Origin of the sequence: Streptomyces sp. NPDC007905 (genome assembly GCF_042959345.1) — a bacterium.
Classification (GTDB): Bacteria; Actinomycetota; Actinomycetes; order Streptomycetales; family Streptomycetaceae; genus Streptomyces.
In genome coordinates, this window is the sequence record NZ_JBIBKS010000027.1 from 62,626 (window position 1) to 76,753 (window position 14,128).

Genomic DNA, 14,128 nt, shown 5'->3' on the forward strand with positions numbered 1-14,128 from the left:
TCAAGGTGCGGCGGGGCCGGGCGCATCGGTGACGACATCCCCCAGCCAGGAAGCCACTGCCGCCGCGGTGGTGCCGGCGTGGTCCTCCAACATCGAGTAGTGGTTTCCGGCCACTTCGAGGATCGTGTCCACGTGCTCGGGGGGTGCCGCCCGCCCGTCGCCGTCCGATCCGCCGGCCGGCACGGGCTCGCTCGCCCGTACGAGCAGGGTCGGCGCGGCGATCTGCGGCGCGGCCCAGTCGTCGAACAGGCGCATGTAGCGGCCCATCGCGGTGAGCTGTTCGCCGCCGGACCTCATGAAGTCCAGGCGCTGCGACTGCGCCTGGGCCATCGCGTTGAGCACCTGGTGGTCGAAGGGGACCTCTCGGCTGAAGCTGTCGACCATCACCACGGCCGCCGGCTGCTCGCCCATGGCCTCCAGCTGTGCCGCCACGCCGTGGGCGATCCAGCCGCCCGAGGAGTAGCCGAGCAGGACGACCCGCTTTCCGCCGGCGCACTCCCGTACGGTCTGCGCGTGCAGCCGGAGCACGACGTCCAGATCGGACGGGACCGGCTCCCCCTCCTCGTAACCGGGGTGGACCAGCGCCCACATGTCCAGCCGGTCGCGGAAGGGTGTGGCGAACCGCGCGTACTGGTGCGCCCCGGCCGGTACGACGTACGGCGAGAAGCACATCAGCGCGAGGGGACGGTCGCCTTGCGACAACCGTACCGGGGCGGGCCGCTGGGCCAGTTCCTCGGGCCGCTCGAACGAAGGCCGGAAGCGGGCCGCCTCCATCAGCATCCCCATGGCCTCGGCGGCCGTCCCGTTCTCGCTCGCGTGCCGGTAGAGCTGCACCAGCATGTCGGCGGGCCGCTCCTGCGCCGCGCCGCGGCCGGAATCCTGGAGGCGGGTCAACAGGTGCTTGGCGAGCCTGGCGGGCGTGGGATGGTCGAAGGCCAGTCCGGCGGGCAGGTGGAGACCGGTCGCCGCCGACAGGCGCCGGCGCAGGTCGATCGCGGTGAGCGAGTCGAAGCCGAGCTCCAGGAAGTGCGCGGTGGGCAGCACGTCCTCGGCCGACGCGTGACCGAGGACCACGGCGCTGTGGGAGCGGACGTGCTCCAGCAGCCGTTCCTCCCGCTCGGCCGGGGCGAGTCCGGCGAGCTCGGTCGCCAGCTCCGTCCCCGCGCCGGTCTCCTCGCCGACGGCCTGTTCGGCCTCCAGGAGCCGCTGCACGTCAGGCAGGTCGGCCAGCAGCGGGCTGGGCCGTCCCACGGTGAAGGCGGGCAGGAATTTCTCCCAGTCGATCGGGGCGACGGTGAGGGCCGCCTCGTGGTGCTCGACGGCCCGGCGCAGGGCGCAGATCGCGAGCTCGGGAGCCATGGCGCCCAGGCCCCGCCTCTCGCCGCGCTCCTGGACCGCGTCGTCGACCATGCCGCCGCCCGCCCAGCCGCCCCAGGCGATCGAGGTCGCGGTCAGGCCGCGGGCCCGCCGCCGCAGTGCCAGGGCGTCGAGGAAGGCGTTGGCGGAGGCGTAGGAGGCCTGCCCACCGCTGCCCCAGACGCCGGCACCGGAGGCGAAGAGGACGAACGCGTCCAGCTCACGGCCGTCGAGCAACTCGTCGAGGTGAAGGGCGCCGGTGACCTTGGAGGCCGCGGCTTCGGCGAACTCGTCGAGACCGGCGTCGGCCAGCATGGACGACCGTGCCGTGCCCGCGGCGTGCAGCACCGCGGTGAGCGGGTGCCGGGACTCGATGCCGGCGAGTAGCCGCGCGACCGCATCGCGGTCGGCGATGTCGCAGGCGGCGATGGTGACTTCGGCGCCCAGGGCGGTCAGCTCCGCGTGCAGTTCCTGGGCACCGGGGGCGTCGGGCCCGCTCCTGCTGGTGAGCACCACGTGCTGCGCGCCCGCGCCGGCCAGCCAACGGGCGAGGTGCCGGCCCACGCCGCCGGTTCCGCCGGTGACCAGGACGGTGCCACGAGGCTGCCACGGTGTCGCGGGCTCCGCGTCGGCGGGCCGCGCCCGGACCATGCGTCGGCCGTACACGCCGTCGACACGTACGGCGAGCTGATCCTCGTCGTGCTGGGCCAGCACTCCTGCCAGGCGGCGCAGTGCGTGCTCGTCCAGCTTCTCGGGCAGGTCGACGAGACCGCCCCAGCGCCGGGGCAGTTCCAGTGCGGCGACGATGCCCAGGCCCCAGAGCTGTGCCTGGCCGGCGTCGCGCAGCGGGTCGGTGGCTCCGGTGGACACGGCTCCGCGGGTGGCGCACCACAGCGGTGCCTGGACGTCCACGTCGCCCAGCGCCTGGACCAGGGTGACGGTCGTGGCGAGGCTCGCGGACAACGTCGGGTGGGCCGGGTGGCAGCCGGGGGCGAGGCCGAGCATCGACAGGACACCGGTGGGCTGTTCGCCGCCGAGTTCCTCGGCGAGTCGGCTCGCGGCCTGCGCGCGGTCGCAGTCGACGGGGAGTTCGACGACCCGCACCTTGGCACCGTGGGCACCGAGCACGCCGACCACGCAGGGCGCCCACTGCTCGTCCGCCAGTCCGGCGGGGAGGACGGCGAGCCACAGGCCGTCCAGGCGGGGGGCCGGGTGGTCGGTCAGCCGCCGGAAGGAGACGCGGTAGCGCCAGCCGTCCACCGTGGACTTCTCGCGGCTGCGCCGACGCCATGCGGACAGCACCGGCAGCGCCGGGCCGACGAGGGCGGCGTCGTCCGCCCCCAGTTCAGCGGCGAGCCCGGACAGGTCCGTGTTCTCCACCAGCTCCCAGAACCCGGCTTCGGCCGGATCGGCGCCCGCAGGCACCGGGTCGGCGCTCTCCAGCCAGTACCGCTGCCGCTGGAACGCGTACGTCGGCAGGTCCACGCGCCGTACCGGACGCCCGGCGAAGGGCACCGTCAAGTCCACGTGTACGCCGCTCACGTGCAGTTCGGACACGGAGCGCAGGAAGCGGTCCATGCCGCCCTGGTCTCTGCGCAGCGAGGCGCCGGTCACGGCGTCGGCACCGGCCTCCTCCGCGATCTCCTGCACGGCGCCGGCCAGCAGCGGGTGCGGGCTGCACTCGACGAACACCCCGTGCCCGTCCGCCAGCAGCGTCCGTACGGTCCGCTCGAACTCCACCGTGTGCCGCGCATTGCGGTACCAGTACTCGGCATCCAGGGCGGTGGTGTCCAGCGCCGTGCCGGTCACCGTGGAGTAGAAGGGGACGTCCGCCGCGCCCGGCACGACCGGGGCCAGCAGCTCGAGCAGTTCGGGGCGCAGGCTCTCGACCTGGGCGGAGTGCCCGGCGCCGGTGGCGCCGCGGACCTTGCGCACGCGCACGCCCTCGTCCGCGAGTTCCGCCAGGAGTTCGTCGACCGCGTCGGGCTCTCCGGAGACGGTCAGGGCGGCGGGTCCGTTTACGGCGGCAACCGACAGCCGGTCCCCGTACTTCTCCAGTCTCGCGCGGGCCCGGTCGGCGGGCATGGCGACCGCGAGCATCGCGCCCTTGCCCATGAGCTTGGCCAGCGAGCGGCTGCGCAGGGCCACGATCCGGGCCGCGTCGTCCAGCGTCAGCGCGCCCGCGACGTACGCGGCCGCGACCTCGCCCTGCGAGTGGCCGACGACGGCGGCAGGCGTCACACCGTAGGAGCGCCACAGGGCGGCCAGCGACACCATCACCGTGAACAGCGCGGGTTGGGCGACCTCCACCTCGGCCATGCTCGGTGCGCCGGGCTCGGCGCGCAGGACCTCGAGCAGCGGCCGGCCGACGTAGGGGGCGAACGCCTCGGCGCAGGCCTTCGCCTGCTCGGCGAAGACCGGGGAAGTGTCCAGCAGTTCGCGGGCCATCTCCGTCCACTGCGAGCCGTGACCGGGGAAGACGAAGACGACCCTGCCGGAGGCTGCGGCGGTGCCCTGGACCACGGTGTCCGCGGGTTTGCCGGCGGCGAGAGCCGCGAGCCCGGCCCGCAGCTCGTGCCGGTCACCGCCGACGACCACGGCCCGCTGCTCCAGCCGCGTCCGCGTGGTGACGAGAGCGCGGCCGACGTCGGGCAGGGAGAGCCCTTCTGTGCGGTCGAGGTGGTCCAGCAGCCGGTGTGCCTGCTCGCGCAGGGACCGCGCGGTCTTCGCGGACAGCGCCCACGGGAACACGTCCACGGGCAGGGCGGTGGTGGCGTCCTGTGTTTCGGGGATCTGCTCGTCCTCGTCGGCCCTGGTCTGCGGGGCCTGCTCGATGATGGTGTGCACGTTGGTGCCGCTCATCCCGAACGAGGAGACAGCCGCGCGCCGGGGCCTGGCGTGGTCGGGCCAGGCGGTCGGCTCCGTCAGCAGGCGTACGTTCCCGCCGGCCCAGTCGACGTCCGGGGTCGGCTCGTCGACGTGCAGCGTCTGCGGCAGGATGCCGTTGCGGATGGCCATCACCATCTTGATGACGCCGCCGACGCCCGCGGCCGCCTGCGCGTGGCCGATGTTGGACTTCAGCGAGCCCAGCCACAGCGGCCGGCCCTCGGCACGCTCCTTGCCGTACGTGGCCAGCAGCGCCTGCGCCTCGATCGGGTCGCCGAGCCGGGTTCCGGTGCCGTGGGCCTCCACGGCGTCGATCCCATCCGGGTCGAGCCGGGCGTTGGCGAGTGCCTGCAGGATGACCTGCTGCTGGGCCTTGCCGCTGGGCGCGGTCAGCCCGTTGGAGGCGCCGTCCTGGTTGACCGCGCTGCCCCGCACGACGGCGAGGACCTCGTGCCCGTTGCGGCGGGCGTCGGAGAGCCGCTCCACCAGGAGCAGGCCCACGCCCTCGGCGAAGCCGGTGCCGTCGGCGGACGAGGAGAACGCCTTGCAACGGCCGTCGGCGGACAGCGCGCGCTGCCGGCTCGACATCGTGAACGCGGACGGCCCGGCCATCACCATCACGCCGCCGGCCAGTGCCATGGAGCACTCGCCGCCCCGCAGCGCCTGCACGGCGAGGTGGAGGGCGGTCAGCGACGATGAGCACGCGGTGTCGACGGTGACCGACGGCCCCTGCAGGCCGAAGGTGTAGGAGAGCCGGCCGGAGATGACGCTGGCCGCGTTGCCGCTGGGGAGGTAGCCCTCGACGCCGTCGGGCACCTTGAGCGGGCGGCCGGTGTAGTCCTGGTAGCCGGAGCCGACGAAGACGCCCGTGGCGGTGGAGCGCATCGCGTCGGGGGCGATCCCGGCGCGCTCGAAGGCCTCCCAGGTGGTCTCCAGCAGCAGGCGCTGCTGCGGGTCCATGGCGACGGCCTCGCGCGGGCTGATTCCGAAGACGGCGGGGTCGAATTCGTCCGCGTCGTGCAGGAATCCGCCTTGGGTGGTGTACGTGGTGCCGGGGTGGTCGGGGTCCGGGTGGTAGAGCGCCTCGACGTCCCAGCCGCGGTTGCCGGGGAATCGGGAGATCGCGTCGCGGCCGGAGGCGACCAGTTCCCACAGGTCTTCGGGCGAGCGCACGCCGCCGGGGTAGCGGCAGGCCATCCCGATGATGGCGATCGGCTCGTCCAGCACCGCGGCGGCCGCCGCGGTCGTGGCCTGCGCGTCCTGGCCGCCGGTGAGTTCGGCGAGCAGGTGGGCGGCGAGGTCCGCGGCCGTGGGGTGGTCGAAGACCAGCGTCGTGGGCAGGGCGAGGCCGGTGGCCTCGTTGATCCGGTTGCGGAGTTCCACCGCGGTCAGGGAGTCGAAGCCGAGGTCCCTGAAGGGCCGGTCGGCTTCGACGGCGCCCACTTGGCGGTGGCCGAGGACGGCGGCGGCGTGCGTGCGCACGAGGTCCACGAGGGCGCGTGCGCGGTCTTCGTGCGACAGCCCGGCCAGGCTCTCGGCGAGCGCCCCGGAGCCGTGGCCCGACTCGGGGGCGTCCTGAGCGAGCGTCGCGCGTACCTCGGGGAGGTCGCCGAGCAGCGGGCTGGGCCGGCCGAGGGTGAACGGCTCGATGAAGCGTGACCAGTCCACGTCGGCCACGGTCAGCAGGGTCTCGTCGCGGTCGAGCGCGCGCTGCAGGGAGGTGATCGCCGATGCGGGGGTCATCGCGTGGAGGCCGCGGCGGCGCAGCCGCTCCTCGTCGTCGCCGTCCTCGACCATGCCGCCGTCGGCCCAGGGGCCCCAGGAGACGGCGGTCGCGGTGAGGCCGCGGTCGCGGCGCTGCCGGGCGAGGCCGTCGAGGAAGGCGTTGCCGGCGGCGTAGGCGGCCTGGCCGCCGCTGCCCCAGACGCCGGCGATGGAGGAGAAGAGGACGAAAGCGTCGAGCTCCTGGTCACCCAGGAGCTCGTCCAGGTGCGCCGCGCCGCCGGCCTTGGCGGCGAGCGCGGCGGCGAAGGCGGCCGGCGTGGTGGCGTCCACCATGCCGGCGCCGGCGATCCCGGCGGCGTGCACGACGGCGGTGAAGGCGTGCTCGGCGAGCAGGGCCGCCACGGCGTCGCGGTCGGCCACGTCGCAGGCGGCGAGCGTGACGTGGGCGCCGAGGGCCTCCAGCTCGTCCCGCAGGGCGGCGGCGCCCGGGGCGTCCGCGCCCCGGCGGCCGGCGAGGACGAGGTGTTCGGCGCCGCCGTGCGCCAGCCAGCGGGCGACGTGGCCGCCCAGCGCGCCCGTACCACCGGTGATGAGGACGGTGCCGCGGGGCTGCCAGCGGCGGGTGGCCGCCCGTGCCGGTGCGTGGGCGAGCCGCCGGGCGAAGACGCCGGAGGCGCGGACGGCGAGCTGGTCCTCCTCCCACGGGCCCGTCAGTGCCTGTCCCAGCACGCCGGCCAGGCGTGCGGCGGCCTGGTTGTCGACGGACTCCGGCAGGTCGATCAGGCCGCCCCAGCGCCGGGGCAGCTCCAGGGCCACGGTGCGGCCCAGCCCCCAGACCTGGGCGTGCCGGGCGTCGCGTACGGCGTCGGAGCCGCTCACGGCCACCGCGCCCGAGGTGAGGCACCACAGCGGTGCGTCGACGCCCGCGTCGCCCAGGGCCTGGACGAGCAGCAGGGTGGGCAGCACGGGGTCGCCGGTGACGAGCAGGGACAGCACGCCGTCGACCGGCCCGATCCCGGCGAGCTCCGCGGCCAGGCCGGCGCGGTCGTTCGCCGCGCCGACGACCAGCGTCTTCAGCGTGGCGCCGCGGGCGGTGAGCGCGGTGCGGACCGCGGCGGTCTGCTCGTTCTCCTCCTCCGGCACGACGCACAGCCAGGTGCCGCCGATGCCGGCCGGAGCGAGCTCGCCCAGCCGCTTCCACGACTCGCGGTAGCGCCGGTCGTCCACGGCGGGCTGCTCCTTGCGCTGCCGCCGCCATAACGACAGCCTCGGCAGCACGTCGCTGAACGCGTCTCCCGCCCCGATGTCGAGGGTCTCCGCGAGGGCCTGCAGGTCCTCGCGCTCCACGGTCTCCCAGAACTCCGCGTCCACCGGGTCCACCGCCGCGGCGGCAGCGGCGGGCTCGGGGGTCTGCACCCAGTACCGCTCGTGCTGGAAGGCGTAGGTCGGCAGGTCGGTCTTCCGCGCACCGGCGAAGAAGACGCTCCAGTCCACCGCGACGCCGTGGGTGTGCAGGTGCGCGAGAGCCGTGACGAGGGCCTGCCGTTCGGGGCGGTCGGCGCGCAGGACGGGCACGGCGACCGCGTCGTCCGCGCAGGCCTGCGCCAGGGCGCTGAGGACGCCACCGGGGCCGATCTCGATGAAGGTCTTCACACCCAGGTCGCCGAGGGTCTCGATGCCGTCGGCGAAGCGGACGGCATCGCGGACGTGCCGGACCCAGTAGTCGGGGGTGTAGGACTCGACGAGCTGACCCGTGAGGTTGGAGACGACGGGGAGCTGCGGCTTCTCGAAGGCCAGGCCACGGACGACGTGTGCGAACTCCTTCAGCATCGGGTCCATCAGAGGCGAGTGGAAGGCGTGGCTGACCTTCAGCCGGGACGTCTTGCGGCCCTGCTCCGCGAAGGCCGCGGCAATCGCCAGGGCCGCCGTCTCGTCACCGGAAACCACCACCGACGCGGGGCCGTTGAGCGCGGCGATGCTCACCCCGTCGGTGAGGTGGGGCAGGACTTCCTCTTCGGTGGCCTGCACGGCGACCATCGCGCCGCCCGCGGGCAGAGCCTGCATCAGCGCGGCGCGGGCGGACACCAGCTTCGCCGCGTCGTCGAGGGACAGCGCACCGGCCACGTGGGCGGCGGCGATCTCGCCCACGGAGTGGCCCACGACGAAGTCGGGCCGGACGCCCAGGGATTCGAGGAGCCGGAACAGGGCCACCTCGACCGCGAAGAGCGCGGGTTGGGTGCACCCGGTCCGGTGAAGCGTTTCGGCGTCGACGTCGACCGGGGCGTCCAGACGCGCGCACACCTCGTCGTAGGCGGCGGCGAAGACGGGGAACGCCTCGTACAGCTCGCGCCCCATGCCGATGCGCTGCGATCCCTGCCCGGAGAAGAGGAAGCCGGTCTTGCCGCCGGCCGGGCGCCCCAGCAGCACACGGGCCGAAGGGGTCCCGGCGGCCAGGTCCTGCAGCCCGAGGAGCAGTTCCGCACGGTTCTCCCCCACGACCGCGGCCCGGTGACGCATGGCCGCGCGGGTCGTGGCCAGCGACAGCCCCACGTCCTGCGGCCGGACCTCGCCCCTTACGCAGGGCAGCAGCCGGGCCGCCTGGGCCTGCAGGGCAGCGTCGCTCCTGGCGGAGAGCACCCATGCCAGGGGGCCGTCGGGGTCGGTCCCCGCGGGCTGCTCGTCCTGGACCGGCGGGGCCTGTTCGATGATGGTGTGCGCGTTGGTGCCGCTGACACCGAAGGAGGACACGGCGGCCCGGCGCGGGTGACCGGTCTGCGGCCACTCCACGGCCTCGGTCAGCAGGCGGACGTCACCGGCCGACCAGTCCACATGCGGCGTCGGCTCGTCCACGTGCAGGGTCCGCGGAAGGACCCCGTGGCGCATGGCCATGACCATCTTGATGATGCCGCCGACACCCGCGGCCGCCTGCGCGTGGCCGATGTTGGACTTCAGCGAGCCCAGCCACAGCGGCCGGTCCTCCGGCCGCTCCCGGCCGTACGTGGCGATCAGCGCCTGCGCCTCGATCGGGTCGCCCAGCGTCGTCCCCGTACCGTGCGCCTCCACGACGTCGATCTGGGCGGGAGACAGGCCGGCCGATGCCAGGGCCTGGCGGATGACCCGTTGCTGCGCGGGGCCGTTGGGCGCGGTCAGGCCGTTGGACGCGCCGTCCTGGTTGACGGCGCTTCCGCGGACGACGGCCAGCACCCGGTGCCCGTTGCGGCGGGCGTCGGACAGCCGCTCCACCAGGAGCATGCCGACGCCCTCGGCCCAGCCGGTGCCGTCGGCGCCGGCGCCGAACGCCTTGCACCGGCCGTCAGGGGCCAGCCCGCGCTGGCGGCTGAACTCCACGAACGCGGTAGGCGTGGTCATCACCTGCACGCCGCCGGCCAGCGCCATGGAGCACTCGCCGTTGCGGAGGGCCTGGACCGCCCAGTGCAGGGCCACGAGCGACGACGAGCACGCCGTGTCGACGGTGACCGCCGGGCCCTCCAGGCCGAAGGTGTAGGCGATACGGCCGGACATCACACTGGCGGAGTTGCCGGTCCCGAGATGACCGTCGGACTCGCCGCCCACCCCGACCAGGAGGTTGACGTAGTCCTGGTAGCCGGAGCCGACGAAGACTCCGGTACGGCTGCCGCGCACCGACTCCGCGTCGATGCCGGCCCGCTCGAACGTCTCCCACGTGGTCTCCAACAGCAGGCGCTGCTGCGGATCCATCGCCACGGCCTCACGCGGGCTGATCCCGAAGAACCCCGGGTCGAACTCCCCCGCGTCGTACAGGAATCCGCCGTGCCGCGCGTACGTCTTCCCCGTCGCCTCCGGGTCCGCGTCGTAGATGTCCTCCACGTCCCAGCCCCGGTCCGCCGGAAACTCGCCGACCGCGTCAGCGCCGGCGGCCACCAACTGCCACAGGTCCTCGGGCGAGCGCACCCCGCCCGGATACCGGCACGCCATGCCGACGATCGCGATGGGTTCCTGGTCCTTCTCCTCGACCTCGCGAAGGCGCTCCCGGACCTGACGAAGGTCTGCGGTGACGCGCTTGAGATAGTCGAGAAGCCTGTCTTCGTTGCTGCTCATCCGCCTCATCCGTCCTCGGCTGTCGTTAAAGGTAGAGCGCCAAGAACTAGGAATTTTCTAGATCTTGATCGATCAGATCGAAGATGTCGTCGATCGTCGCGTCCTGGAGCTGTCGCTGCGCATCGGCGGATTCCACGCCTTGCTCTCCGGCGGAGTTGACCAGGGACAGCAGTTCCTGCAGCCGCCTGCGCACCCCCGACCGGACCGTCTCCTCCGCCGAGGCGGCCGTCGAGATCACCGACTCCAGCCGGTCGAGCTCGCTGAAGACCGACACCTCCTCCGGGCCCGTCCCGCCGGCGAGTTCGCTCCGCAGGTAGCGGGCGATCGCCTCGGGCGTGGGGTGGTCGAAGACCAGCGTCGCGGGCAGGGTAAGGCCGGTGTCGGCGGCGAGCAGGTTGCGCAGCTCCACCGCGGTCAGGGAGTCGAAGCCGAGGTCCCGGAACGCCAGGTCCGGTTCCACCGCCGCGGAGCCGCTGTGGCCGAGTACGGCCGCCGCGTGTGCGCACACCGTGTCCACGAGCAGGCGTTGCTGTTCGCCTTCGGACAGCGTGGACAGCTTCGCGTTGAGCGCGGACGGCTCCGCGGCCTGCTCGGCGGGCTCCGCTGCGAGGGCGTCCCTGACCTCGGGCAGGTCGCTCAGCAGTGCGCTCGGCCTGCTGACGGTGAACGGGACGACGAACCGCTCCCAGTCCACGTCCGCCACGGTGACCGTGCCGTCCTTGCCGCTCAGCGCACCGTGCAGCGCGGAGATCGCCCGGTCCGGCCGCAGCATGATCAGGCCGCGCTGCCGCAGCCGCTCCTCGTCCCCGGCGTCGGCGACCATGCCGCCCTCGCCCCACGGGCCCCAGGCGATCGCGGTCGCGGCGAGGCCCCGGGCCCGCCGGTGCTGCGCCAGGCCGTCGAGGAAGGCGTTCGCGGCCGAGTACGCGGCCTGCCCGCCGCCTCCCCATACGCCGGAGATGGAGGAGAAGAGGACGAAGGCGTCCAGCTCCTGATCGCCGAGCAGTTCGTGGAGGTGTACGGCCCCGAGGGCCTTCGCGGCGACCGTCGCCGCGAAGTCGCCGAGACTCGTCCCGGTGAGCATGCCCGCCTCGGCGGTGCCGGCCGTGTGGACGACGGCGTCCACCGGGTGCTCGGCGAGCAGCGCGGCCAGCGCCTCGCGGTCGGCCACGTCACAGGCGGCGACGGTCACGCGTACGCCTGCCTCCTCCAGCTCGGCCTTGAGGCCGGCGGCGCCGGGGGCGTCGAGACCGCGGCGGCTGGTGAGCACCAGGTGCTCCGCACCCGCACCGGCGAGCCAGCGGGCGACGTGCCCGCCCAGCGCACCCGTACCACCGGTGATCAGCACCGTGCCGCGCGGCGACCACGAACGGTCGCTCCTGGCCGCGGGCAGACGCGACAGGCGCCGCGCGAAAACCCCGCGGGCGCGGATCGCGACCTGGTCCTCGGCCGACTGGCCGAGCACCGCGACGAGGCGGCCGGCGACCCGGTCGTCGACCGTGCCGGGAAGGTCCACGAGACCGCCCCAGCGCGGCGCGTGCTCCAGCGCCGCCACCCGGCCCAGACCCCAGACCTGGGACTGGTACGGGTCCGTCGCCTCGTCGGCGGTGCTCACGCCCACCGCGTTCCGGGTCGCGCACCACAGCGGGGCGCCGATGCCCGCGTCGCCGAGGGCCTGGACGAGCAGGACGGACAGCGCGACGCCGACGGTCAGTGCGGCGGCTGCCGGGGCGGCCCCGCCGTCGACGGCGAGCAGCGACAGGACGCCCGCCACGGTTTCGTCACCGGCCGCTCGGGCGAGCTGCGCGGTCAGCTCCGCACGGCCGGTGGCCGGCTCGACCGGGACCGGCAGCGGGGCCAGGCCCTGCTCGGTCAGCCCGCGGAGGCAGGCGGTGACCCAGTCGTCGCCGAGTTGCGCGGCGCTGACCGGGACCAGCCATATACCGCTGCGCGCAGGGCCCTCCGGGGCGGGGTCGGGTATCCCTTTCCAGGTGACGCCGTAGCGCCAGCCGTCCACGGTGGACTGCTCCTTGCGCTGCCGCCGCCATGACGACAGCCTCGGCAGCACGTCGCTGAACGCGTCCCCCGCCCCGATGTCGAGGGTCTCCGCGAGGGCCTGCAGGTCCTCGCGCTCCACGGTCTCCCAGAACTCCGCGTCCACCGGGTCCGCCACCGCGGCGGCGGCAGCCGTTTCCGGGGCGTCGACCCAGTACCGCTCGTGCTGGAAGGCGTAGGTCGGCAGGTCGGTCTTCCGCGCACCGGGGAAGAACGCATTCCAGTCCACGGACACGCCGTGCGTGTGCAGATGGGCCAGGGCCGTCACGAGTGCCTGCCGTTCGGGGCGGTCGGCGCGCAGGACGGGTACGGCAACCGCGTCGTCCGCGCAGGCCTGCGCCAGAGCGCTGAGGACGCCGCCGGGGCCGATCTCCACGAACGTGGTCACGCCCAGCTCGTGCAGGGTGTGCAGGCCGTCGGCGAAGCGCACCGCCTCACGGACGTGCCGCACCCAGTACTCGGGCGTATACGCCTCGGCCAGCCGGCCGGTGAGGTTCGACACGACGGGAATCCGCGGCTCGTTGAAGACCAGACCGCTGACGACCTCGGCGAACTCCTCCAGCATCGGGTCCATCAACGGCGAATGGAACGCGTGACTGACCTTCAACCGGGACGTCTTGCGGCCTTGTTGCGCGAAGACCCCGGCGATGTCGAGAACGGCGTCCTCGGAGCCAGAAAGCACGACGGACCCAGGCCCGTTGACCGCCGCGATGCCGACCTCGTCGGTCAGGTGCGGCAGCACTTCCGCCTCGGTGGCCTGGATCGCGACCATCGCCCCACCCGCGGGCAACGCCTCCATCAACGCGGCACGCGCCGACACCAGCTTCGCCGCGTCGTCCAGCGACAGCACCCCGGCCACATGCGCGGCCGCGATCTCCCCCACCGAGTGACCGGCCACGTAATCCGGCCGCACACCCCACGACTCCAGCAGCCGGAACAACGCCACCTCGACCGCGAACAGCGCGGGCTGAGTGCACCCCGTCCGGTGCAGGGTCTCGGCGTCGACGTCGACCGGCGCGTCCAGACGCGCACACACCTCGTCATACGCATCGGCGAAGACGGGGAACACCTCGTACAGCTCACACCCCATGCCGATCCGCTGCGAACCCTGACCCGAGAACAGGAAGCCGACCTTGCCGCCCGGCCGGCCCTGGACGACTCCGGGCGACGGCGTTCCGGCGGCCAGGCAGCCCAGTTCGCGGCGGAAGTCGTCGCAGCTCTCGCCGATGACGGCCGCCTTGTGGCGCAGGGCGCTGCGGGTGGTGGCCAGCGAGAAGCCGACGTCGGCCGGTGACGTGCCGTCCTGCACGCAGGCCAGCAGCCGTCGTGCCTGGTCGCGCAGCGCAGCGCTGCTCCGGGCGGAGAGCACCCACGGCAGGAGGGCCGGGGCCGGGGCGGCGGTGGCCTCTTCGGCCGGGGCCGGCGGGGCCTGTTCGATGATGGTGTGCGCGTTGGTGCCGCTGACACCGAAGGACGACACGGCGGCCCGGCGCGGGTGACCGGTCTGCGGCCACTCCACGGCCTCGGTCAGCAGGCGGACGTCACCGGCCGACCAGTCCACGTGCGGCGTCGGCTCGTCCACGTGCAGGGTCCGCGGAAGGACCCCGTGGCGCATGGCCATGACCATCTTGATGATGCCGCCGACACCCGCGGCCGCCTGCGCGTGGCCGATGTTGGACTTCAGCGAGCCCAGCCACAGCGGCCGGTCCTCCGGCCGCTCCCGGCCGTACGTGGCGATCAGCGCCTGCGCCTCGATCGGGTCGCCCAGCGTCGTCCCCGTACCGTGCGCCTCCACCGCGTCGATGTCGGCGGCGGTGAGGCCCGCGGAGGTGAGTGCCTGGCGGATGACCCGTTGCTGCGCGGGGCCGTTGGGCGCGGTCAGGCCGTTGGACGCGCCGTCCTGGTTGACGGCGCTGCCGCGGACGACGGCCAGCACCCGGTGCCCGTTGCGGCGGGCGTCGGACAGCCGCTCCACCAGGAGCATGCCGACGCCCTCGGCCCAGCCGGTGCCGTCGGCGCCGGCGCCGAA

General features: G+C 74.0%; 2 protein-coding genes (1 of these 2 cut by a window edge). Both read right to left on the reverse strand.

Translation table 11 applies throughout. The annotated features are described in order from the left end of the window. On the reverse strand, positions 1–10,098 hold the full coding sequence (locus ACFZDC_RS35310) for a type I polyketide synthase (protein ID WP_391330295.1): 10,098 nt from the start codon (positions 10,096–10,098) through the stop codon (positions 1–3). Then, a protein-coding gene (locus ACFZDC_RS35315) for a type I polyketide synthase (RefSeq protein WP_391330291.1) crosses the window boundary here: on the reverse strand, positions 10,091–14,128 show its 3' end. Its footprint extends 14,442 nt past the window's final position; the window shows 4,038 of its 18,480 coding nt (coding positions 14,443–18,480); the start codon falls outside the window, past its right edge — the gene reads right to left on this strand; the stop codon is at positions 10,091–10,093. Before ACFZDC_RS35315 ends, ACFZDC_RS35310 begins: the two co-directional genes overlap by 8 nt.